This window comes from Massilia sp. Bi118 (genome assembly GCF_918697865.1).
Lineage (GTDB): Bacteria > Pseudomonadota > Gammaproteobacteria > Burkholderiales > Burkholderiaceae_D > Telluria.
Map to the genome: position 1 here is coordinate 301,898 of NZ_CAKKMV010000005.1, position 24,181 is coordinate 326,078.

General features: G+C 66.5%; 16 protein-coding genes and 1 tRNA gene. 13 read left to right on the forward strand and 4 right to left on the reverse strand.

What is annotated here, in order from left to right; genetic code table 11:
• Window positions 1-4 precede the first annotated feature (4 nt).
• From LQV39_RS09985 to LQV39_RS10040, 12 genes are all read left to right on the forward strand, one after another.
• Complete coding sequence (locus LQV39_RS09985) at window positions 5-1,219, forward strand: AGE family epimerase/isomerase (RefSeq protein ID WP_230024907.1); 1,215 nt, start codon at window positions 5-7, stop codon at window positions 1,217-1,219.
• Entirely contained in the window at window positions 1,212-2,135 is a 924-nt protein-coding gene (locus LQV39_RS09990; protein ID WP_230024909.1) for a carbohydrate kinase, read from the forward strand. Before LQV39_RS09985 ends, LQV39_RS09990 begins: the two co-directional genes overlap by 8 nt.
• Window positions 2,135-4,537 (forward strand): GH92 family glycosyl hydrolase, encoded by a 2,403-nt coding sequence (locus LQV39_RS09995; RefSeq protein WP_230024912.1) that lies wholly within the window; start codon window positions 2,135-2,137, stop codon window positions 4,535-4,537. The genes LQV39_RS09990 and LQV39_RS09995 overlap by 1 nt, the downstream gene beginning before the upstream one ends.
• 9 nt (window positions 4,538-4,546) lie before the next feature.
• Complete coding sequence (locus tag LQV39_RS10000; protein ID WP_230024914.1) at window positions 4,547-5,800, forward strand: sugar MFS transporter; 1,254 nt, start codon at window positions 4,547-4,549, stop codon at window positions 5,798-5,800.
• The gene (locus LQV39_RS10005) at window positions 5,797-8,271 is read left to right on the forward strand and encodes a glycoside hydrolase family 31 protein (RefSeq protein ID WP_230024916.1); all 2,475 of its coding nucleotides are present in this window, start codon (window positions 5,797-5,799) and stop codon (window positions 8,269-8,271) included. The genes LQV39_RS10000 and LQV39_RS10005 overlap by 4 nt, the downstream gene beginning before the upstream one ends.
• Before the next feature lie 174 nt (window positions 8,272-8,445).
• The gene (locus tag LQV39_RS10010) at window positions 8,446-9,252 is read left to right on the forward strand and encodes a hypothetical protein (RefSeq protein WP_230024918.1); all 807 of its coding nucleotides are present in this window, start codon (window positions 8,446-8,448) and stop codon (window positions 9,250-9,252) included.
• A gap of 30 nt (window positions 9,253-9,282) precedes the next feature.
• On the forward strand, window positions 9,283-10,071 hold the full coding sequence (locus LQV39_RS10015) for a glycoside hydrolase family 19 protein (protein ID WP_230024920.1): 789 nt from the start codon (window positions 9,283-9,285) through the stop codon (window positions 10,069-10,071).
• Window positions 10,068-10,523 carry a hypothetical protein gene (locus LQV39_RS10020; RefSeq protein ID WP_230024922.1) on the forward strand — a complete coding sequence of 152 codons (456 nt, stop codon included), beginning with the start codon at window positions 10,068-10,070 and terminating at the stop codon, window positions 10,521-10,523. The genes LQV39_RS10015 and LQV39_RS10020 overlap by 4 nt, the downstream gene beginning before the upstream one ends.
• A gap of 370 nt (window positions 10,524-10,893) precedes the next feature.
• Window positions 10,894-12,129 (forward strand): glycine betaine/L-proline ABC transporter ATP-binding protein ProV, encoded by a 1,236-nt coding sequence (gene proV / locus LQV39_RS10025; protein WP_230024924.1) that lies wholly within the window; start codon window positions 10,894-10,896, stop codon window positions 12,127-12,129.
• The gene (proW, locus tag LQV39_RS10030) at window positions 12,126-13,181 is read left to right on the forward strand and encodes a glycine betaine/L-proline ABC transporter permease ProW (RefSeq protein ID WP_230024926.1); all 1,056 of its coding nucleotides are present in this window, start codon (window positions 12,126-12,128) and stop codon (window positions 13,179-13,181) included. Before proV ends, proW begins: the two co-directional genes overlap by 4 nt.
• Before the next feature lie 15 nt (window positions 13,182-13,196).
• Entirely contained in the window at window positions 13,197-14,246 is a 1,050-nt protein-coding gene (gene proX / locus LQV39_RS10035) for a glycine betaine/L-proline ABC transporter substrate-binding protein ProX (protein WP_230024928.1), read from the forward strand.
• A gap of 58 nt (window positions 14,247-14,304) precedes the next feature.
• Window positions 14,305-14,757, forward strand: a complete 453-nt coding sequence (locus LQV39_RS10040) for a hypothetical protein (RefSeq protein ID WP_230024930.1) — start codon at window positions 14,305-14,307, stop codon at window positions 14,755-14,757.
• 62 nt (window positions 14,758-14,819) lie between these two features.
• Here the strand turns inward: LQV39_RS10040 and LQV39_RS10045 are convergent.
• The 3 genes from LQV39_RS10045 to LQV39_RS26370 all read right to left on the reverse strand — a co-directional run bounded on the left by LQV39_RS10045 (window position 14,820) and on the right by LQV39_RS26370 (window position 17,198).
• A tRNA-Phe gene (locus LQV39_RS10045) sits at window positions 14,820-14,895 on the reverse strand.
• A 43-nt stretch (window positions 14,896-14,938) separates the two neighbouring features.
• The gene (locus LQV39_RS10050) at window positions 14,939-15,409 is read right to left on the reverse strand and encodes an acyl-CoA thioesterase (RefSeq protein WP_230024932.1); all 471 of its coding nucleotides are present in this window, start codon (window positions 15,407-15,409) and stop codon (window positions 14,939-14,941) included.
• 64 nt (window positions 15,410-15,473) lie between these two features.
• On the reverse strand, window positions 15,474-17,198 hold the full coding sequence (locus LQV39_RS26370) for a methyl-accepting chemotaxis protein (protein ID WP_290368570.1): 1,725 nt from the start codon (window positions 17,196-17,198) through the stop codon (window positions 15,474-15,476).
• Between the two features lie 142 nt (window positions 17,199-17,340).
• On the opposite strand from LQV39_RS26370, the gene LQV39_RS10065 reads away from it, so the two are divergent.
• Complete coding sequence (locus LQV39_RS10065) at window positions 17,341-18,036, forward strand: alpha/beta fold hydrolase (protein ID WP_230024934.1); 696 nt, start codon at window positions 17,341-17,343, stop codon at window positions 18,034-18,036.
• Window positions 18,037-18,052: 16 nt separating this feature from the next.
• On the opposite strand, the gene LQV39_RS10070 is transcribed toward LQV39_RS10065, so the two are convergent.
• Window positions 18,053-24,142 (reverse strand): type I secretion C-terminal target domain-containing protein, encoded by a 6,090-nt coding sequence (locus tag LQV39_RS10070; RefSeq protein ID WP_230024936.1) that lies wholly within the window; start codon window positions 24,140-24,142, stop codon window positions 18,053-18,055.
• Window positions 24,143-24,181: the final 39 nt, after the last annotated feature.

A 24,181-nucleotide genomic window follows, 5' to 3' on the forward strand; every position in this document is an offset into this window, starting at 1 on the left:
CACCATGACCACTCTCCCGAATTTCCGCGATCCCGCCGTCCTGCTCGACCACGCACGCCACACCATGCGCTTCTACCACCCGCGCGCCATCGACCCGGCCGGCGGCATGTACCAGTATTTCAAGGACGACGGCACGGTCTACGACCCGCGCCACCGCCACCTGGTCAGCAGCACCCGCTTCGTGTTCACCTATGCGATGGCCTGGCGCCACTTCAAGGACCCGGCCTACCTGGACGGCCTGAAGCACGCCGTGACTTTCCTGCGCGAGGCGCACCGCCAGCAGGACGGCAGCTACGCCTGGATGCTGGACGGCCGCGACATCGAGGACGGCACCCAGCACGCCTACGGCGAAGCCTTCGTGCTGCTGGCCTATGCGCATGCCGCGATGGCGGGAATGGACGAGGCACGCCCGTGGATCGGCGAAGCGTTCGACCTGATGGAGAAACGCTTCTGGAACGCCGCCGACGGCCTGTACGCCGACGAAGCGAGCCAGGACTGGAGCACGCTCTCGAGCTACCGCGGCCAGAACGCCAACATGCACGCCTGCGAAGCGCTGCAGGCCGCGTGGCAGGCCACCGGCGAGCGCCGCTACCTGGAGCGCGCCTGGCTGGTCGCCTTCAACATCACCCAGCGCCAGGCCGGGCGCTGCGGAGGCCTGATCTGGGAGCACTACGACGAACAGTGGCAGCCGGACTGGAAGTTCAACATCGACGATCCGGAAAACCTGTTCCGCCCCTGGGGCTACCAGCCCGGCCACTTCACGGAGTGGGCCAAGCTGCTGGTGCAGCTGGAAGCGCGCGGCAAGGGCGTGCTGGACCAGGACCTGGGCTGGCTGCTGCCGACCGCCGAAAAGCTGTTCGGCGTGGCGGTGGAGAAGGGTTGGGATCCTGAAAACGGCGGCCTGTGCTACTCGTTGGCGCCCGACCTGGCGATCTGCGACTGGCACAAGTACTTCTGGGTGCAGGCCGAGAGCGCGGCCGCTGCCGCCATGCTGGCCAAGCGCACCGGTAACGCAAAGTACTGGGACTGGTACCAGCGCCTGTGGGAATACAGCTGGACGCATTTCGTCGATCACCAGTACGGCGCCTGGTTCCGCATCCTCGACCGCGAGAACCGCAAGCTGAGCGACGAAAAGAGCCCGGCGGGCAAGGTCGATTACCACACCATGGGCGCCTGCTACGACATCCTGACGGTGCTGGCGGAGTCCGGCCATGCATGACGCGCCATTGATGTTATGCGCCGGCGAGGCGCTGACGGACATGATCGACCAGGGCAAGGAACACTGGGTCAGCCGCGTCGGCGGCTCGACCTGGAACGTGGCGCGCGCGCTGGCGGTGCTGGGCGAGCCCACCGGCTTTGCCGGCGCCATCAGCCAGGACCGCTTCGGCGACGCCCTGTGGGCGGCCAGCGAAGAGGCCGGCCTGGACCTGCGCCTGCTGCAGCGCGTGCCGCGTTCGCCGCTGCTGGCCATCGTGGAAAAATGCGAACCGCCGCGCTACTTCTTCATCGGCGAGGACAGCGCCGACCTGCACTTCGATCCGGCGGCGCTGCCCACCGGCTGGTCGGATTCGCTGCGCTGGGCGCATTTCGGCGGCATCAGCCTGGCGCGCGAGCCGCTGGCTTCGAAGCTGGCGGCGCTGGCCGAACAGCTGAAAGAGAAGGGCGTGGCGATCAGCTTCGACCCCAACTTCCGCAACCTGATGGACGAGCGCTATACGCCGACCTTGCAGCGGATGGCCGCGCTGGCCGACCTGATCAAGGTGTCCGACGACGATTTGCGCGGCCTGTTCCCGGGCACCGAGCTCGATGAGGCGCTGCGGCAGCTGCGCGCCTTCAACCCGAACGCGCTCTGCCTGCTGACGCGCGGCGGCGAAGGCGCCAGCCTGCTGCATCGCGCGGAGCGTGCCGATGCGCGCGCGCCGAAGGTGGACGTGGTGGACACGGTCGGCGCCGGCGACGCCAGCGCGGCCGGCCTGCTGCAAAGCCTGGCCCGCTACCCGGACCGGTCGCTGCAGTCCCACCTGCACGCCGCGCTGGCGGCCGGTTCCGCCGCCTGCCTGCAGGCCGGCGCCACCCCGCCGCCGCCCGCGGTCATGCATCGATTATTCGAACAGCTCGAAGGAGACGCCTCGTGATGCGCCTGACCCGATTCACCCTCCCATTTGCGCTCGCCCTGGCGGCCGGCGCCGCGCTCGCCGCCACGCAGTCCGCTTCCCTTACCCCGGTCAATACCTTCATCGGCACCCAGGACGAAGGCAATACCTACCCCGGCGCCTCGGCCCCGTTCGGCATGATCCAGATCAGCCCGACCGCGGACCACTACGCCGGCTACCGCTACAGCGACAAGCGCATCCGCGGCTTCGGCCACTCCTACGTGTCCGGCGCCGGCTGCTGGGAGCAGGGCGGGCAGCTGTCGGTGTTGCCGGTGACCGGCCGCATCGGCCCCGGCGGCGATTTCGACACCAGTAAACCAGGCAGCTTCGACTACAAGAAGTACGGCGCCGAGTACAGCCACGAGGGCGAAGTCGGCCAGGCCGGCTACTACAAGGTCCAGCTGAGCAGCTACGGCGGCATCACGGCGGAAGCCACCGCGCTGACCCGCGCCGCGGCCGAGCGCTACACCTTCGCCCCCGGCACCGCCACCGGCCACGTGCTGCTCAACCTGGGCCAGGCCAACGAGCGCCACAACGTGGTCGGCAGCGAAATCAAGCTGATCGACGAGCGCAGCGTCGAGGGCAAGATCGTCACCAACAGCTTCTGCGGCGGCGCCAAGTACACTACCTGGTTCCGCATCGTCTTCGACCAGCCGGTGGTCGCCCATGGCATCTGGGACGACCGCGGCGGCTGGCCGGGCGTCAAGGGCCCCAGCCAGGCGGGCGAAGCCAAACCGCATGGCGTCTGGCTCAGCTTCGACCTGAAGAACGGGCGCGCCGTCACCGCGGTGAGCGCGATCTCCCACGTCGATGCAGAAGGTGCACGCAACAACCTGCAGGCCGAGGGCATGGCCGGCGGCCGTCCGATGGCCTTCGACGCGATGAAGGACAAGGCGCAGGCGGCCTGGCAGCGCGAACTGGGCAGCGTGCGCATCGACGGCGGCAGCAACGACGACCGCACCGTGTTCTACACCGCGCTGTACCACGCGCTGCTGCAGCCGATGACCGGCAACGACGCCGACGGCCGCTACCGCGGCTACGACAACAACGTGCACACCGCGCGCGACTGGACTTATTACGAGTACTTCTCGCTGTGGGACACCTACCGCGCGCAAAACCAGCTGCTGGCCCTGCTGCGCCCGCAGCGCGCGCGCGACATCGCGAATTCCGTGCTGAAGATCCGCGAGCAGGGCGGCTGGCTGCCGCGCTGGGGCTATGCCAACTTCGAGACCAACGTCATGACCGGCGACCCGGTCACGCCCTTCCTGGTCGACCTGTGGCGCTTCGGCGCATTGAAAGGACGCGAGCGCGAAGCCTATGAGGCGCTGCGCCAGAATGCCTTCGGCGCGCCGCCCTTCAATATTCGCCCGCAGGGCCGCTCGGGCAACCCGACCTATCTGCAGAAGGGCTTCGTGCAGTACGACCGCACTTTCATGGCCAAGGGCATGGACACCGACCCGCACCACGGTGCCTCGGCGACCCTGGAGTATGCGCTGGCCGACAGCGCGCTGGCGAAGATGGCCTGGGCGCTTGGCCTGGAAGACGACGCGCTGACCTTGTCGCAGCGCGCCCTCAACTGGAAGAAGGTGTGGGATCCGTCGGTGGTCGACGCGCCGACCGGCCTGCACGGCTTCCCGCGTCCGCGCCTGCAGGACGGCAGCTGGTTCGCCGACGTCGGCAGCGGCTTCGACCCGCGCGGCGACCACGGCTTCCACGAAGGCACGGCCTGGCAGTACCAGTGGCTGGTGCCGCAGGACGTGCCCGGCCTGGCCGCGGCCATGGGCGGCCAGGCCCAGGCCCTGCACCGCCTCGACCTGTTCTTCGACTACGACGCCATCCAGGCCGACCCGGCGGCGGTGCGCAAGTCCTGGGTGGTCGGCCCCTACAGCTACTACAGCCAGTTCCGCTACAACCCGAACAACGAGCCCGACCTGCACGCGCCCTGGATGTACACCCTGATGGGCCAGCCCTGGAAGACCACCACCGTGCTGCGCGCGGCGGAAACCCTGTTCGGCAATGGCCCGAGCGGCGTCACCGGCAACGACGACCTCGGCACCATGTCGGCCTGGTACCTGTTCAGCGCGCTGGGCATCTATCCGGATGCGCCGGGCAGCGGCCGCTTCCTGCTGCATGCACCGCGCTTCGCCCGCGCCGAGATCGACCTGCCGCAAGGCCGCGTGCTGCGCATCGAGGCGCCCGACGCCAAAGCAGGCGAGCGCCGCTTCGTGCAGTCCGTGAACTGGGCCGGCAAGCCGCTGTCGCGCGTGTGGCTGGACTGGGAGCAGCTGCAGGCCGGCGGCACCCTCGGCTACCGCCTGGCGCCGCAGCCGAATCCTGCGGGCTGGGGCACGCAGGCGGCCGATCTGCCCGCTGCACCAAAATAAGGAGACACCATGGAACATATTTCGCAACCGGCGCTGCGGCCGCAGTCCAGCACCACCACCGGCAACACCGGGCCGCTGGTCATCATCACCATCCTGTTCTTCATGTGGGGCCTGCTCACCGCGCTGAACGACGTGCTGATCCCGCACCTGAAGGCGCTGTACACGCTCAACTACGTGCAGGCCATGCTGGTGCAATTCTGCTTCTTCGGCGCCTACGCCATCGTGTCGCTGCCGGCCGGCGCCCTGATCCGGAAGATCGGCTACCAGAGCGGCGCCGTGACCGGGCTGGTGATCGCGGCGGCCGGCTGCGCGCTGTTCTATCCGGCCTCGATGAGCGGCTACGCGCTGTTCCTGCTCGGCTTCTTCGTGCTGGCGGCCGGCATCACCATCCTGCAGGTGGCGGCCAATCCCTACGTGACGGTGCTGGGCGACCCGCGCACGGCCTCGAGCCGGCTGTCGCTAACCCAGGCCTTCAATTCGCTGGGCACGACCATCGCGCCCATCCTGGGCGGTGTGCTGATCCTGTCCGCCGGTGCGCAACAGGTCAGCGAAGCGTCCAGCGTCCAGAAGCCCTACCTGTTCCTGGCCGGCGCGCTGCTGCTGCTCGCTGTGCTGTTCGCTTTCGCGCGCCTGCCGAAGATCGAGCACGCCGATGACGGCGTGGTGCAGCTGGACACGGCTACCCGTGCCTCGGTGCTGTCGCATCCGCACCTGCTGATGGGCGCGATCGGCATCTTCCTGTATGTGGGCGGTGAGGTCAGCATCGGCAGCTTCCTGATCAACTTCATCGGCGAGCCGCACATCGCCGCCCTGAGCGCGGCGGACGCGGCCCACTACGTCAGCTACTACTGGGGCGGCGCCATGATCGGCCGCTTCGTCGGCTTCGCCGTCATGCGCTACGTCAGCCCGGGCAAGACCCTGGCCTTCAATGCTGCCGTCTCCATCGCGCTGATCATGGCCGCCATCTTCGGCCACGGTCAGGCGGCGATGTGGGCGATCCTCGCGGTCGGCCTGTGCAATTCGATCATGTTCCCGACCATCTTCAGCATGGCGCTGTACCGCCTCGGCAAATTCACCGGCCAGGCCTCGGGCATCCTGTGCTTGGCCATCGTCGGCGGCGCCATCGTGCCTTTCGTGCAGGGCATGGTGGCCGACGCCGTGGGCCTGCAATGGTCCTTCCTGGTGCCGGCGGCCTGCTACGCCTTCATCCTCTACTTCGGCCTGCGCTTCGCCGGTCTCTACCTCGCCGGCGACAAGCAATGAGAACAAGCCGGCTCCTGCGGATTCTTGCAGGCGCCGGCCTGATCGCCTGCATCGCCTTCTCCGCAATGCCCGCCGCCGCGGCCCTGCGCACGGTCGGCGCCGTCGTGCAAAGTACGCCGACGGACGATGGTGTGGACCTGCGCCTGTCCAGCGGTGCCCGGGTCCACGTCGGCTTCGTCACGCCGGATGTGCTGCGCGTGCGGATGAACCCGGGCGGACGCTTCGACAAGGACGTCTCCTACGCTATCGCCGGCGCCATCCCCACATCCCGAGCGACGCTGACGAAGCAGGGCACCACGATCGAACTGCGCTCCGGCAGCGGCATCCGCGCCGTGATCCGGACCTCGCCCGAGCTGGCGATCTCGGTCTACGACGGCGCCGGCCGGCTGGTGGTCGCGGCCGATCCGGCGCGGCCCATGGCCTTCAACACGGACGGCGGCGCCGTCGAAACGGCGATGCGCCGCGACGACTACGAGCTGTATTACGGCTTCGGCGAAAAGACGCTGCCGCTGTCGCGCCACCAGCAAGCCACGGTGATGTGGAATGCGGACGTGGCGCCCTATCCGGAAGGGCACGATCCGTCCTACCAGGCGATTCCCTTCTTCATCGCCCTGCACGAGGGCAGGAGCTACGGCCTGTTCTTCAACAATACCTGGCGCAGCTGGTTCGACATGGGCAAGACCGAACCCCACCGCTACAGCTTCGGCGCGAACGGCGGGGAGCTGGATTATTACGTGTTCAGCGGCGGGAAAGAGAGAACCCCGGCCGGCGTCCTGCGCGACTACACGCTGCTCACGGGACGCGGCGCCTTGCCGCCCCTGTGGGCGCTGGGCTACCAGCAGTCGCGCTGGTCCTACATGAGCCAGGAGAAGGTGCTGGACGTTGCGCGCGAGTTCCGCCGGCGCCGCATCCCGGCCGATGTGCTCTATCTGGACATCGACCACATGGACGGCTTCCGCGTGTTCACCTGGAACCCGAAGACCTTCCCCGATCCGAAGTCCATGCTGGGCCAGCTGCACGAGCAGGGCTTTCATGCGGTGACCATCGTCGATCCGGGCATCAAGGTCGACCGCAACTACGCCATCTACCGTAGCGGCCGGGAGCAGGGCGTTTATGTGAAAAACGCCGACGGCAGCGAACTGCACGCCAAGGTCTGGCCGGGCATCTGCGCCTTCCCCGATTTCACTTCGCCGGCGGCGCGCGCCTGGTTCGGCGGCTTGTATGAAGCGGCGCTGGACATCGGCGTCGACGGCTTCTGGAACGACATGAACGAGCCCGGCGTGTTCCCGGCCGACGGTTTCGACAAGCCCGAAATCTCCCTTGGCCCGCAGCGCAGCTTCCCGATCGACGTACGCCACGCCGGCGACGGCCGGCCGGGGTCGCACGCGCAGTACCACAACGTCTACGGCATGCAGATGGCGCGCGCCAGCTTCGAAGGCCTGCGCAGCCTGCGGCCCGACAGGCGCCCGCTGGTGCTGACGCGTGCCGGCTATGCGGGCGTGCAGCGCTACGCCGCGGTCTGGACCGGCGACAATTCGCCGACCTGGTCGCACCTGGCCCTGACGATCCCGATGCTCACCAACCTGTCGGTGTCGGGCGTGCCTTTCGTCGGCGCCGACGTCGGCGGCTTCATGGGCAGCCCGAGCGCGGAGCTGCACACGCGCTGGCTGCAGGCGGCGGCGCTGACGCCTTACTTCCGCACGCATTCCAGCGACGTCTCCGCGCCGCGCGAGCCCTGGGCCTTCGGCGCCGGGCTCGAAGCCATCAACCGCAGCACCATCGAGCTGCGCTACCGCCTGCTGCCTTATTTGTACACGCTGTTCGAGGAGAGCGAGCGCACAGGCCTGCCGCCGATGCGGCCCCTGTGGTTCGCGTATCCGGGCGATACTCGCGCCGCCCTGGTCGACGACCAGTTCCTGCTTGGCGCCGACCTGCTGGTGGCGCCGGTGCTGCGCGAAGGACAGCGCAAGCGCGAGGTCTACTTCCCCAAGGGCGATGCGTGGCTGGACTGGTGGGACGGCAGCCGCCACGAAGGCGGCAGCGCCGCGATGATCGCGGCGCCGCTGGACCGGTTGCCGCTGTTCGTCCGTGCGGGGGCGAGCGTGCCCGTGTCCGGGGTGGTGCAGCATACGGGCGAGATGAAGGGCGCCGGGCTGACGCTGGCGGTCGCGGTGGGCGGCGAGGGGACCAGCCACGTGTTCCAGGATGCCGGCGATGGCTATGGCTACCGGGAGGGCAGGTCGCGCCGGATCGCGGTGGCGCAGGACGGGCAGGGCCTGCGGCTGGACATTCCGCGGAACCGCGGCTACCAGCGGGTGGAGGCCATCGAGTTCATCGGCTTGCGGGCGGCGCCGGCTGGCGTGCACATCGACGGCAAGCCTGTGCAGGATCTGCGCTTCGATGCGGCGGCGCGCCGTCTGCGCATGGCGTTGCCGGATGAGAGCGTGAAGCGGATCACGCTCGTCCAATAAGCGAAACCAAGCCCTGCGCTATTGGAAATAGAATTTTGCATTTGGAAACAGTGAGGCCGTTTTTCCACAATATGCACCTGCAATTGCAATCCCGTTCAGTTGGAGCAAACTCAAGAATGCGGCAGAAATCCGCTGTCGCGGTCGGCAAACTTCTTGAATCGGGAGTATTCGGCGATGCCAAGTTCCACAGCAAAGAATGCGGGCAAGACAACGGGCGCCAAGAAACGAAAAAGCGCCAAGTTCAAAGTGGACCGAACCGACGGGGTGGTGAAGCTGGAAGGGCGCGGTCGCTTCATCGGCTCGGGTAAAAAGCTGAAGGTGGCCAAGACCGAGGACCGGCGCCATCTCTTGCACCTCAGTGAGCAATTGAAGCCGGTGTTGAGCCGCGTGTTCACCGCCCTGGAGCGGGAGCACAAGGGCGATAAGTCGAAAGCGCTGGCGGTTGTGCTGAATCACCTGCGCAAGCGGAACTTCAAGCGCCTGCCGAAAACGCTGGATCAGGCAATCATTCGTGTGGCCGACGAAGTCAACAGCTCGTCCATGAACCTGGTGCCCGACGATGCCGGGATCAACAAGGCGATCGAACATCTGCGCGCCGATTTGCGGGTTTATCTGACCGAGGCAGCCAAGGCCACGGCAGGCGTCTACCTGGACGATACGGGCACCCTGCTCGGCACCGAGATGGCACGGCTGCGTGCGCTTGCGGACAAGAGCTTCGCGGCCAAGAATGAAGGCACGCCGATCCAGAATGCACGCGACGTCATGACCGCGAGCGTGCGCGAACTCATCAAGGCCCAGCAGTCGCCCGCGGAAGTGCATGCGCTGGTCATGGATCTGACCTACAGCGTGACTTTCGACCTGTCCTCCAAGGCCAGGCGGGAGCAGACGGCGCTGGTGCTGAAATGGCAGCGCGATATGGCGGCAGCCGAGAGTTGGCCGGCCGAGCAGCAACTCGATTGTATGTTGGGCATCATCCAGTAAGCGGACACTTCCCTCGAACGGAGGACTTCCATGGGCATTCTATCCAGCGTTGGAAAGAAATGTACCAACGCGTATGCGGACGTGAAAATGCTTCAATGTGCGCTCAGCTATTTCTGGCGCGGCGCACCGTATCCCGCCGTCGGCATCGACGGCAAATGCGGAGATGGCACCGTCGCTGCGATTGCCGACTATCAGGAGCGCATTCAGCACATGGCCAAGCCAGATGGTCAGATATCTCCTCATGGCAAGACCATCAAGTCTCTCTTCGATAACATACCTTCCACATTCGACCTGTGTTCGCTGCGTGGCATCATGGTGTACGCTGAGCGGGAATCGGTTGTCCGCTATTACAAGCATCTGGTCACGACGATGGAAACACGATCGATCAACACGCCCTTGCGGCGCGCGCATTTCCTCGCCCAGCTCGGTCACGAGAGCGGCAGCTTCAAGTACAACGAAGAGATTGCCAGCGGTACGGCCTACGAAGACCGCAAGGATTTGGGCAACACGCAAAAAGGCGATGGGGCCAGGTTCAAGGGCCGCGGACTGATCCAGCTGACGGGGCGTAGCAATTATCTGGCGTATGGGAAGTCGATTGGCCGCGACCTGACGGTGGACGGCAACTGGAACCTGGTTGCCACCGATCCCGAGCTGGCGGTGGATGTGGCCGGGTGGTTCTGGGAGACGCAGGGACTCAACGCGTGGGCCGATGCCGATAAAGTGGAAAAGATCACGAGAATCATCAATGGGGGCCTCAACGGTCTGGCGGACCGCAAAGCCTATCTGGCCCGGTCAAAATGGTTCCTGGTGTACCCATGATGCGCCCAATCGTCGCTTCACTCGCTCTGGCGCTGTTGTCGGCAAGCGCCATGGCACAAGAGGTACGCGAAATCCGTTTCGCGCCAGGGAGTAGCAGCGCCACGGTGTCGGGTGCTGTCGTTCGTGGCACGCGCGACATTTATTCGTTTTCTGCGCGCAAGGGACAGAAGGCCAGTATCGACGCTTCGGCTGTCGAGTCCAACGTCGCCATCACCGTCTGGCGTCCAGGAACCCGCCTGGGGGCGGACGATGAAGACATCCAAGGCAAGGCCTTGCCCGGCGCAGGCGAAGGCGAGGACGCACAGCGCTGGGCCGGTTCACTTCCGGAAACCGGCCGTTACCTGATCGTCGTCGGTCCGACGCGCGGCAACGCTACTTACCAACTGCGGCTAGGCATTGTTGCGCAGTCGTCCAAGCAGCCGGCGAGTGCTCCCTTACACCCGCCTGAATAGTTCTCCTGCTTCCCGGTTTGTGCGATGGCAAAACATTATTAGCACATTCCAAATTGGAACGCCACTGGACTTTTAGCGCTTTTTGCGCTATCATTCGTGCAATATATTTGTTCAAAAGTATTTCCGCAGCACCGTATTTCCTCTCAACGAGCGGGAAATAATTCTTGGGCCCAGCGCCCGTATCCGTAATCGTCGTTAAAAGTCCTGAAACCCAGCCTCTTTTAACACGCCTATGACACCCTGGCCCGGCGTGAACGCCGCCGGAACGCGTGCCTCGTTTCTTTTCGCCGCTTGCGCACGCCGATGCGCCGTTGCATCGCCAACGGCCCAGGGTTTCATTGCCTTTGCCAAATCGAAGGAGAACCACACAGTGGCAAAACAAATCGTTATCGACCATGTCTTCAAGGTATTCGGTAGTCAACCGGAACAGGCACTGGCGCTGGTCCACCAAGGGGCCAGCAAGCAGGATATCCTGGCCCGGACCGAATGCACGATCGGTGTGTTCGACGCCAGCTTCACCATCGAGGCTGGCGAGATCTTCGTCATCATGGGCCTGTCCGGTTCGGGCAAGTCGACCCTGGTGCGCATGCTGAACCGCCTGGTCGAGCCGACCGCCGGCCGCATCCTGATCGACGGCGAGGACATCAATACCTTGCCGGACGCGCAGTTGCGCGCCTTGCGCCGCAAGGACATCAGCATGGTGTTCCAGTCGTTCGCGCTGCTGCCGCATGTTAACGTGCTCGACAACACGGCCTTCGGCATGGAGCTGGCCGGCATTCCCAAAGCCGAGCGCCATGCGCTGGCCCGGCAGGCGCTGGAGCAGGTCGGCCTCGCGGCCTATGGCGCCAGTTATCCTGACGAATTGTCCGGCGGTATGCAGCAACGCGTGGGACTGGCGCGCGCGCTGGCTTGCGACCCGGCGATCCTGCTGATGGACGAGGCGTTTTCCGCCCTCGACCCCATCATGCGCACGGAAATGCAATCGGAGCTGCTGCGCCTGCAGCAGATCAAGCGCCGTACCATCGTCTTCATTTCGCATGACCTCGACGAAGCCATGCGCATCGGCGACCGGGTCGCCATCATGAAGGACGGGCATGTGGTGCAGGTGGGCACGCCCGAAGAGATCCTGCGCAAGCCTGCCAACGATTACGTGCGCAACTTCGTGCGCGGCGTCGATGCGGCGGCCGTCTTCAAGGCCGGCGACATCGCCCGCAAGAGCCAGATCGTGGTGTCGGAATCGCCCAGCCGCGGTTCGCGCGCGGCCCTGTCGATGCTGGAAGAGCAGGACCGGGCCTACGCCTATGTCGTCAACCCCAGGCGCGAGTTCCTCGGCCTGGTGTCGGCCGAGTCGCTGCGCAGCGCGCTCGAAGGCCATACCGGCCCGCTGGGCCTGTCGCATGCCTATCTGCCGGATGTGCAGACCATCAGCGCGGACGAGCCGGTTGCCGGCCTGTTCGGCCAGGTGGCGCAATTGCCGTATGCGGTCCCGGTGGTGGCCGAGGATGGCAGCTTCCGCGGCGCCATCAGCAAGACCACCTTGCTGAAGTTCCTCGACCGCGATACGCCTCCCATTGCCGAGCCCCAGATCCAGAAAGGACAAGCATGAATCCAACTACCAACCCATGGCTGCCGACTCCGCCGGCTGACACCGCCTGGCTCGACGCGGCAGCGCCGGCCGCCGCGTCCGGGCACGCCGACGGCTTTCAGCTGACGCAAATCTTCGATGGCTCGCTGCCGCTGGCATCCTGGATCAACCAGGGCCTGGGCTGGGCCGTCGAGCATTTTCGCCCGTTTTTCCAGGCCGTGCGTGCGCCGATCGACGCGACCCTGGCCGGCGTCGGCGACCTGTTGCTGGCCGCGCCGTCGCTGGCGGTGATCGCCATCGTCGGTTTGCTGGCCTGGCAGTTCACCAGCCGCACGCTGGCCATCGGCACCGTGCTGGCGCTGCTGGTCCTGGCGATGCTGGGCGTCTGGCCGGAAGCGATGCTCACCTTGTCGCTGGTGCTGACCTCGCTTGTTTTTTGCCTGGCGATCGGTTTGCCCCTGGGGATATTCCTGGCCAGCAGCGACCGCGCGCAAAAACTCCTGCGTCCGCTGCTGGACGCCATGCAGACCACGCCTGCCTTCGTGTATCTGGTGCCGGTCGTCATGTTGTTTGGTATCGGTGACGCGCCCGGTGTGATCGTGACCATCATCTTCGCCCTGCCGCCGCTGGTGCGCCTGACGAATCTCGGCGTTCGCCAGGTACGTCCCGACCTGATCGAAGCGGCACGCGCCTATGGTGCTTCGCCCTGGCAGCTGCTGACACGCGTGCAGCTTCCGCTGGCCATGCCGTCGATTATGGCTGGCATCAACCAGTCGCTGATGTTGTCGCTGTCGATGGTGGTGATCGCCTCGATGATCGCGGTCGGTGGCCTGGGCCAGATGGTGTTGCGCGGTATTGGCCGCCTGGACATGGGCCTGGCCACCGTCGGCGGTCTCGGTATCGTACTGCTGGCCATCACGCTGGACCGCCTGACGCAGGCCATGGGGCAGCCGCGCCGTGGCGTACGCCACTGGTACCAGACGGGCCCGGCCGGTTTCATCCTGCGCCTGGTACGGAGCAGTCCAGCGCGCGGCGAAGCGGCCGCGCCAGTCACCTCCGTCAGCGCACAATAAATAGAAAGGATCCTGATGCAACGTATTGAGAACTTCGAGGCCACGTACAAAACGCAGCGCAGATTCAAATGGTTCTCGGCCCTGGCGATTGCCGCGCTCGCCTTGACCACCAGCCTGGCCATGGCGCAAACGCCGGACGCCGGCCTGCCCGGCAAGGGCATCAAGGTGCAGGCGCTGCAAAGCCCGATCGCCGAAGAGACCTTCCAGACCATGCTGGTCGACAGCGCCCTGGAAAAACTGGGCTACGAGCCGCAGCCGATCAAGGAGGTCGACTATCCGACCGCGCACATCGCCATTGCCAACGGCGACGCGACCTTCCTCGCGGTGCATTGGGACCCTTTGCACCAGGACTATTACAACAATGCCGGCGGCGACGCCAAACTGCTGCGCACCGGCGACTATGCCGGTCCGGCCGCGCAAGGCTATTTGATCGACAAGGCAACGGCCGAGAAGTACCACATCACCAATATCGGCCAGTTGCGCGATCCGGCGCTGGCGAAGCTGTTCGACCATGACGGCGATGGCAAGGCCGACCTGACCGGTTGCAATCCGGGCTGGGGCTGCGAGGCGATGATCGAAAATCACATGGACGCCTACCAATTGCGTGCCACGGTCAGGCATGTGCAGGGCAGCTATGCCGCACTGATCGCCGATACCATCGGCCGCTACCGGCGCGGCGAACCCATTCTGTACTACACCTGGACGCCTTATTGGGTAAGCGGGGTGCTGGCGCCGGGCAGGGACGTGGTCTGGCTGCAGGTGCCGTTCTCGTCGAATCCGCAAAAGGCCAATACCCGTCTCGACGATGGCAGCGATTACGGATTTTCCGTCAACACGACGCGTATCGTCGTGAATCGCGCCTGGGCCGACCGAAATCCGGCGGCCGTCAAACTGTTTGAAGTCATGCGCCTGCCGATTGCCGACATCAATGCGCAAAACGAGCGCATGCGGGCTGGCGAAAACACGCAGGCCGATATTGCGCGCCATACGGCAGGCTGGATCCAATACCATCAGCAGCTGTTCGACAGCTGGATCGCGCAGGCGCTGGCGGCGGCGAAACCTTGATGAAACACCTGGAAGGAGAACACAAATCCTGAGATTTTTGCTCACCGCGGCGATGCGTATGCCAAAGCTGACGCTCGCGCTCGCACTATGTGTGCTGGTCGCCCTGGCCGGAACGCTGTCCTACAGCGCTTACCTTGTCGTCGGGGTGCTGGCCGATTATCTCGGCACAGGCCGTGGCATGGCGGGTCTGCTTCTGGGGGCTCTTTTTGCAAGATTTCCGTGGGCTAGCAAGGGTAAGTTACGTATCGTCGGTCTATTACCCAAGCCCGTCCGTCGTCCAGTGATGGCCAGCTTGCTCGCACTCTGCTTGCTGCACTTCTTGTCCCGGGGCGACTATGTGCCCGCAGCGTTCGCAGGTTTCGCTGCGGCTTTTGTTCTGACCTTCCCCTGGTTGAGGCGAACCATGTTCGATCGGGTACGTTCGTCCGTCTTCAATTTCGCTGGACAAAACCGTCCCCAAAGCATCGATGACGATGTGATCGAAGGTGAATTCAAGGAAAGGAAGGATTGAGGCTGATAAGCAAAAACGCCAACCTGCATGGGTTGGCGTTTTGATATGAACTGCTGAATTCTTGGTGGCCCGGGGCGGAATCGAACCACCGACACAAGGATTTTCAATCCTCTGCTCTACCAACTGAGCTACCAGGCCAAGGCGGCGAATTGTAGCACACCGCTAGCGCCGAGCGGAAGTCTCAGCGTTTCTGGTGCTGCCGGTCCAGCGCCAGGCGGGCTTCCTTGCGGCCCTCGGCCTCCTGGAAACGGCGCATCTCGTCCGGCGTGGACGGTTGCAAAGGCGGCACCGGCACCGGCTTCTTGTCGTCGCCGACCGCCACCATGGTGAAGAAGCAGCTGTTCACGTGGCGCACTTCCTGGGTGCGGATGCTCTCGGCCAGCACCTTGATGCCGATTTCCATCGAGCTGCGGCCGGTGTAGTTGACCGCCGCCAGGAAGGTCACCAGCTCGCCCACGTGGATGGGCTGGCGGAAGGTGACCTGGTCGACGCTCATCGTCACCACGTAGGCGCCGGCGTAGCGGCTGGCGCAGGCGTAGGCGACCTGGTCGAGCAGCTTGAGGATGTGGCCGCCGTGGACGTTGCCCGAAAAGTTGGCAGTGTCCGGGGTCATCAGCACCGTCATGCTGAGCTGATGGCTGGGAAGATTCATTGCTGCTCCTTGTCGATGTCGCCGTCATGCTGACATGGAATCCCCCAGCGAGGCAAGCACCGGCTCAGAACTCTTCCCAGTCCTCGGCGACGGCGGCAGGCTTGGCCGGCATGGCTGGCGCGGCCTTGCGCGCGGCGCGTGCGGCAGCCGGCTGCGCGGCCGCCGGCGCCGCCGGCTTCTTGGCCGGCAGGGCGGGGCGCGCCGATGCCGCCGCAGCCGGCGCACGCGCCGCCACGTCCACCTGGAACACGGACACCAGCTCCTTCAGCTTGTGCGACTGCTCCTGCATCGCGAGCGTGGCCGCCGCCGACTCCTCGACCAGCGCCGCGTTCTGCTGGGTCGCGCCGTCCATCTGCGTGATCGCCTGGTTGACCTGGGCGATGCCGCTGGCCTGCTCGCGGCTGGAGGCGACGATGTCGTTCATGATGCCGCTGACGCGGTCGATGCCGGCGACGATGCCCTTCATGGTCTCGCCGGCCTTGCCGGCCAGGGTCGATCCTTCCGTCACGCGGCCGGTCGAATCGTCGATCAGGGCCTTGATCTCCTTGGCTGCCGCGGCCGAGCGCTGGGCCAGGGCGCGCACTTCGCCGGCTACCACCGCAAAGCCGCGCCCCTGCTCGCCGGCGCGCGCCGCTTCGACCGCCGCGTTCAGGGCCAGGATATTGGTCTGGAAGGCGATGCCGTCGATGACGCCGATGATGTCGGCGATGCGCGAGGAGGACTCGTTGATCGCGCCCATGGTCTCGACCAGCTGGCTGACCATTGCGCCGCCTTGCTGGGCCACCTGGGAAGCCTTTGCGGCCAGCTCGTTCGCCTGTTCGGCGTTGTCCGTGCTGTGCTGGATGCCCTGGGTCAGCTGCTCGATCGAGGAGGCGGTTTCTTCGAGCGCCGCGGCCTGGCTTTCGGTGCGGCGCGACAGTTCCTGCGCTTCGCTGGACATTTCCGAGATCGATTCGCCGATGGCCGTGGTGCCCTGGCGGACTTCGCCGACGATGCCGGCCAGGCTGTCGCGCATGCGCTTGAGGGCGGCCATCAGGCTGGCCTGGTCGCCGTCGGCCACCTTCACGTCGACGCGCAGGTTGCCGGCCGCGATCTCGCTGGCCACCGCAGCGGCCAGCGCCGGTTCGCCGCCGAGGCGGCGGAACAGGGCGCGCGCGAAGCGGTGCGCGGCGCCGATGCTGAAGATCAGCGTGGCCAGGCACAGGCAGACCAGCACGGTGGAGCTCTGGTGGGCGCTGTCCAGCACCACCTCGGTGCGCGCGTTGATCGATTTCTGCTGCAGCGCCTGGAGTTCCTTCACCTTGTCGATGTAGCGATCCATGATGCCGGCGAAGGACTGTTCGTATAGCGCACGCGCTTCATCCGTCTTGCCGTCGGCTTTCAAGGCCATCACGCGGTCGCGCGACGTGATGTATTGCTGGCGCGCTTCGGCGATCTGCGCGAACAGGGTTTTTTCTTCGGCCGTGTCGAGCATGTCGCCTACCTGTTTCTGCAGCTCGGTGGTGCGCTTCGACTGTTGTATGGTTTCGTCGGCGAAAAACTTCGCCAGCTCGGCGTCGGAGGCGCGGGCGAGGGCCGCGGTGCGCTTCGACGAGGTCGAGATGTTCAGCAGCCAGCTCGACACCAGGCGCTCCTTCGCCAGCGGGCGGTGGGTCAGTTCGTTGGTGTCGTTCGACAGGACCTGCAGGCGCCAGATGGCGACCGCGGTCGACACGAAGGAGAGGATGATCACGATGGCGAACGCGAACCGCAACTGGTTCCGTACGCTGGCAGTGAGGGTAGTGAACACTTCGTTTCCTTGTAGAGAGGGAATAGTCAATTTAAGGATGGGCCGTACCTCGCCGCCATGCGCTGGCGCAACAATGGAAACGTTACCCAAAACGAATAATATATACCGTTTGGTAATATTTAGTTTCTGTTACGATAAAAATATGGCTCTACTTCTCGTCCCCGGCTTCATGGCCGATGAAACCCTGTGGTCGGCGCTCGAGGCGCCGCTGGCGCCCTTCGGTCCCCTGCATTACGCCGACCTGCGCCACGACAGCTCGATCGCGGCGATGGCGCGCCGCGCGCTGGATGCGGCGCCGCCTTCGTTCATGTTGATCGGGTTTTCGATGGGCGGCTACGTCGCGCGCGAGATCGCCCGCCTGGCGCCGGAACGCGTGCGCGCGCTGGTGCTGGTCGCCACCTCGACCCGTCCCGATACGCCGGCGCTGCGCCAGCGCAAGGGAGCGGTCGGCAGCAATGCGGCGCCCTCGATCGCCTTCAGTGGCCTGAGCCGCATCGCGGTGGCTTCCTCGCTGCACCCGAAGGAGCGCAACAACGAGGCGCTGATCGAACGGGTGAGGGCGATGGGCATGCGGCTGGGCGGCGAGGTGTTCCGCCGCCAGTCGCTGCTGGAGCGGCCCGGCGACCTCGATCGCCTGCAGGCCATCCGCTGCCCGACCCTGGTGGTGGCGGCCGCCCAGGACCAGCTGCGCAGCCTCGAGGAAGCGCGCGAACTGCAGGCCGGGATCCCCGGCGCCACGCTCGAGATCGTCGAGGACACCGGGCACATGATCCCGATCGAGGCGCCGCAGCGGCTGGCCGCGCTCATCGTGCCCTGGCTGGCGCAATATGAAAACTGAGGCGGACTGAGACGCCTCAGCCGGGCGAGGGCGTATAGGCGATCCCGCTGCTGCCGACCACTTCCGCCACCGCCTCGATGTTCTCTTTGCTCTCGCTGAAGAAAGCCAGCACGAAGTTCAGCGGCGCCTGTTTGTTGTCGAGGATGCCGAGCCAGTAGGCGTACCCGCCCGGATCGGGATCGCGATGCAGGATGTTGTGGTACAGGCGGTTGACGATGTCGGCATTGCTGGCCGCGCTGCCGTACAGGTCGACGAATTCCTGCGAATGCGCGAAGCCGTCGGCGACGTCGCGCAGCGAGGCGCCCTGTTCCAGGCGCATGATCCAGTAGCCGAGGCCGCCCGGATCCGGATCGCGGTCGAAGGCGGCGCGGTACAGGCGGTAGGCCTGGGACTCGAGCGCGTCGACCGGCACGTCGAGCGCCACCACCTGGTCGGTAAATTTCAGCGTTTCCACGCCCTGCAGGGTGTCGTTTCCGTCGGCATCGTAAGTGCTGCGCCGGTCGCTGACGTGCCAGCCGGTGGCGTCGTGGGTGATCTTGTAATTCTCGAATTTGCCGCTGTAGAGGGCCACATCCTTGCCGCTACCGCCGATCAACAGGTCGGTGCCCGCGGCGCCGAACAGGATGTCGTCGCCGGCGCCGCCGTCAAGCTTGTCGTCGTAGATGCTGCCGGGGAGCGTGTCGCCGCCGTCGCCGCCGATGCTGACCACGCCGGGGACAGGCGCCGGCGGCGGCGGGATGACGACGACAGGCGGCGCGACCACCGGCGGCGGGACGACCACCGGCGGCGGTGTCGTCGGCGCCGGACTGAAGTGCTGGAGGAAGTTGTCGGCGGTGAGCGTGGATGCCTGCACGTTCTGCAGCGTCAGCGCGGTGACGTAAAACGTGGTGCCCGGGGACGTGTCCATGTCGAACTGCAGCAGCGTATCGCCGCCCGACTGCAGCAGCCGCAGGTAGCCGGTGGTGAAGGGATTGCTGGCCGGCGCCGCCGGATCGAGCCGTTCGGCGAGGTCGATCAGGTCGCCGCCCGCGCCGGCCTGGAAGTCGGCGACGGTATAAGGCGTCAGGACGTGGAAGATGTCCTGTCCGGCGCCGCCATAGGCCGTGACCTGGCTGTCTGGCGCCAGCACGGCGTGGACGGCGAAGGTGTCGCTGCCGGCATCGCCGCGCAGGACGGCCGTGATCCTGTCGGGGTAGCTGTTCCCCGACAGCTCCAGCAGGTCGTCGCCGTCGCCGCCCTCGAGCGTGCTGTTGCCGTTGTAGACGATCAGGTGGTCCTTGCCGCTGCCGCCCTGCAGCAGGCCGCCGCCGCTGCCGGCGTCGAGCAGGTCGTCGCCATTGCCGCCCACGAGCGTATCGTCGCCGTTGCCGCCGAACAGGCTGTCGTTGCCGTCGCCGCCGCGGATGGTGTCGCCCAGCTGGGAGCCGTTCAGGGTGTCGGCCAGCGGCGTGCCCTCCATGACCCGGCCGACGACCGCGCCGTCCGACGGCCAGCCGCCGGTGTTGTCGGTCGTCAGGGAAGCCTTGTCGACATTCTTCAGGACGACGATGTCGTACCAGGCGCCGGCGCCCGAGGCGCCCTTGGCGTTGTACTGGAACACCGCGTCCGCGCCGCGCTGCACGACCCGGTAGTAGCCGCCGGCATAGGGCGTGAGGCCGGCCCAGTCGCCGCTTTGCAGCAGGTCGAGCGCGTCGCCGCCGTCGCCGGCCTGGAAGTCGGTGATCGTGATGCTGCCGATGGCATTGCGCGCCATGATGGCATACGTATCCCGGCCGCTGCCGCCGCTGAGTTCCGCGTTGCCCGGCGATTCGGAAGACAGGGTGACCTCGAAGCGGTCGTCGCCGTTGCCGCCGCTGGCGTGCACCATGTTCGCGCCGGCGGCGGGCGACTGGTCGTAGATGCCGATCACCAGCCGGTCGTTGCCGGCCCCGCCATCGAGCGTATCGTTGCCGCTCCAGCTGGTCAGCAGGTCGTTGCCGGCGCCGCCCAGCAGCTTGTCGTGCCCGGCCGGATTCGCCGTCGCGCTGTCGAATTCGAGGTCGCCAGCGATTTCGTCGTCGCCGTCGCCGCCATCGATGACGTCGTTGCCGTAGCTGCCGCGGATGAAGTCGTTGCCGCCGCCGCCCTCCAGGGTGTCGTCGAGGTAGCCGCCGCGCAGCGTGTCCGCGCCGCCGCTGCCGGCCAGCGCCAGGCCCGTGTTCGAGCCGTCGGGATTGAAACCGTTCCAGAAATTGTCCGGTCCGAGCAGCGCTTTGTCGACGTTCTTCAGCACCAGCACGTCGGCGTAGCCCTCGCCGCCGGCGCCGTCGGGATCCACCTGCACCACCGTGTCGGCGCCGCGCTGGACCAGCTGTACCCGGCCCCGGGGACCGAAGGGCGTGCGGGTGTCGATGGGGACGATGCCGGCCAGGTCGATCAGGTCGCCGCCCTTGCCGGCCTGGAAATCGGTGACGGTGATGGCGATCCGAGACGAAGCCTGCACCACGCTGAAGGTATCGCTGCCGCTGCCGCCGCTGACCGTGACCTGGGTGTTCGACGCCGGCTCCAGTGCGATCTGTATGAAATCCTTGCCGGCGCCGCCGGCGATCCGCAGCGTACCGTCCGAGGAGGTGTCGATGGCGCTCGAGCTGGCGGTGCGGGCGAAGATTCGGTCGTCGCCGTCGCCGCCGTCGAGCATGCCCTTGCCGAGGTGGTAGAGGGTATCGTCGCCAAGACCGCCGGTCAGCGTCGATTCGCCGCTGGCGTCCAGGTAGTCGTTGCCCTCGCCGCCATCCAGCATGTTGGCGCCGAAGCCGGCGCTCAGGTTGTCGTCCCCGGCGCCGCCGAGCAGGGTGTTGGCGCCGTTTTGCACGAACAGCCGGTCGCTGCCGTCGCCACCGGACAGGGTATCGTGGCCGCTTTCCCCTTCGAGCCAGTCGTTGCCGGCATTCCCTTCGAGGAGGTTGTGGCCATAGCCGCTCCTCAGGAAATCGTCGCCGGCGCCGCCTTCGAGGGTGTCGTCGAGCAGGCCGCCGTTCAGGGTGTCGCGGCCGTCGGTGCCGACCAGGTGGAAGCCGGTCTGCGAGCCGTCCGGCCGGATGCCGAGCGGGAAGTTATCGACCGTCAGCGTGCCGGCCGTCACCCCTTGCAGGATGACGAGGGTCCTGAAGCCGCCGCTGCCTGCCGGCCCGTCCTCGTCCAGCTGGAGCAGGGTATTGCTGCCGTCCTGGACCAGGCGCAGCAAGGTCTGAGGGCCGAAGGGGTTGGTTTCCGGGAGCGCCTTCAGCATCGACACCACGTCGAGGATGTCGCCGCCTGGGCCGGCCTTGAAATCGCGGATCGTCAGCAGGCCGGCCGGCGGGGAGGTAATCCGGTCGTAGCGGAAGGTGTCGATGCCCGCGCCGCCGCTCGCGCTGACGCTGTCCTGGCTGCCCGGACCGCCGGCGCGCAGCACGATCGTGTCGTCGCCGTCGCCGGCGTCGATTTCGTGCCGGTAGCTGCTGTCGTAGCCCAGTTCGATGTTGATGATGTCGTTGCCGGCGCCGCCGGCGACTGTGCTGTCGCTGCGGCCGACAGTGATGTTGTCGTCGCCGGCGCCGCCGTCGACCGTGGCGCCGGAGCCGGCATGCGGGAAGGAGAGCTGGGCGGCGTAGATGCTGTCGTTGCCCGCGCCGCCGCGCAGGACGTTGTTGCCTTCGCTGTCGACCAGGGTGTCATTGCCGTCGAAGCCGTCGAGGATGTCGTTGCCGGCGCCGCCGTACAGCGCATCGTTGCCGGCGCCGCCATCCAGCGTGTCATTGCCTTCATCGCCTTGCAGGAGGTCGTTGCCTCCCATGCCTTTCAGGATATCGTTGCCGAGGCCGCCCTGCAGCGTATCGCCATTGCCGAAGGCGTTCTGCTCGTCGCCGCCGTCCAGCAGGTCGTCGCCCGGGCCGCCATCGAGGCGGTCGGCGCCGCCGCTGCCGCCGCTGAGGGTGTCGTCCAGGCCGCCGCCGGTCAGGGTGTCGTTGCCGGCGCCGCCGGTCAGGACCAGGCCTTTGTTCGTGCCCGAGGGATCGTAGCCGCCGATGAAGGCCGCGGCCGGCAGGGATGCCAGGTTGACGCCTTTCAAGGTCACCAGCAGGACCGGGCTGGTGACGTTGCCGGCGGCGCCATCGCGGTCGACGTAGATGCGGGTGTCGGCGCCGGCCTGCTCCGCCTTCAGGTAGCCGAGGGCGCCGAAGGGATTGCCGCTCAGGTCGTAAGGCAGCAGGAGCTGCAGGTCGAGGCGGTCGCCGTCCGCGGCGGAAAAGTCGGTAATGGTGACGCTCTTGCCGGTCAGGCCGTTTTGCAGCACGAAGGTATCGGCGTCATTGCCGCCGCTGGCCGTGACCTCGGCCGAGCTGTTCCGGAATATCAGCGTGTCCTTGCCGTCGCCGCCCTGCGCCAGTACGGCGTGCGCCGGCAGGCCGGCGGCGTCCATGACGCTGATCGTATCCTGGCCGATGCCGCCGTCGAGCGTGTCGTTGCCGGCGCCGCCGCCCAGGTTGTCGTCGCCGGCGCCGCCGCGCAGCAGGTTGTTGCCGGCGGAGGTGGAGCCGAGCGCATCGTCGCCGTCGCCGCCATCCAGCGTGTTGTTGCCGGCGTTGTCGGACAGCTTGTCGTTGCCGTTGCCGCCGGAAAGGCTGTCGTCGCCATCGCCGCCCCACAGTTCATCCTTGCCCTCGCCGCCCTCGAGCACGTCGTTGCCGAGGCCGCCGTTCAGGGTGTCGTCGCCGCCCAGGCCGCTGATGGTGTCGTCCGCCTGCATGCCGTTCAGGATGTCCGCCAGGCCGGTGCCGACGATCGTCAGGCCGGCCGGGGATCCCGCTGGATCGATCCCTCCGGTGAAATTGGCGCCGGTGAGCTGGGCCGGCTGCACGCCGGCCAGGTGCAGCACCGTCAGGTAGCCGGAAGAGGGGGAAGAGATGCGCGACTGCAGCAGGGTTTCGCCGTCGCCGGCCACCAGGCGCAGGTCGCCGTTGCCGAAGGGGTTGCCGCGATAGTTAAAGCCCAGCAGGGCGCCAAGGTCGATCAGGTCGCCGCCGGCGCCGGCCTTGAAGTCGGTGATGTCGACGCGGGCGGTCAGCGAAGGCAGGCCGAGGTTCGGCTGCAGCGCATAGGTGTCGGCGCCGTCCCCGCCGGCGACCTGCACATGGCCGTTGGTACCGGCGTCATGGAACAGGGCGATGCGGTCGTCGCCATCGCCGCCGCTGACATGCGAAACCGGTGCGCCGATCTCGCGGATGTAGATTGAGATCGTGTCGTTGCCCGTGCCGCCGATGAAGTCCACCGCGTCGGTGCCGGCCAACCAGTCGTTGCCCGCGCCGCCGTCCAGGGTGCCGCTGCCGGCGGAAGCATCGTCGTAGGGGTCGGCGGAGACCAGGTGATCGTCGCCGGCGCCGCCGCGCAGCACATTCATCCCCTCGTAATCGGTCAGGTAATCGTTGCCCTCGCCGCCATCGAGCAGGTCGTTGCCCGCGCCGCCGTTGAGGCGGTCGACATGCTTGCCGCCGAATAGCTGGTCGTCGCCATCGCCGCCGGCCAACCAGTTGCTGCCGCTACCGCCATTCAGGGTGTCGTTGCCGCCGCCGCCGTCGAGCCAGTCGCCGATGTCGAGCGTCTCGTCTTCGTCGCCGCCGTTCAGCAGGTCGTTGCCGCCGTGGCCGTACAGGGAATCGTTACCGGCGCCGCCGGACAGGGTGTCGGCCAGGTCGCTGCCGTGCAGCTTGTCCGGCCCGCTGGTGCCGGTAAGGTCCACGGCCACCGGGCTGAGGCCGGACTCGAAGACGAAGGGCCAGGGGTTTGCAGCGTAGGCATTGCCGGCCAGGTCCTTGACCAGGCCGCTGTCCAGCTTCAGCGAATACATGGTCGCAAAGTCCAGCGGCTGCGCCAGGTGCAGGGTCAGGGTGTTGCCGGCGATGCGGACGGCAGCGTCGGTGACGCCGATACTCAGCAGGACCTGGCCGCTCCGGTAATCGCTCAGCGTCAGTAGTCCGCTGCCGGCCTGGATCTCCTCGCTGAAGGTGAACACGAGGTCGCCGGCGGCCGGCTGGCCATAGGGCGGGAAGGCGACGACGACCGGGGCGGTGGTATCTGCTGAGCTCATGGCCATGATTAAGTTATATTTTTTATAAAACCAAACTAT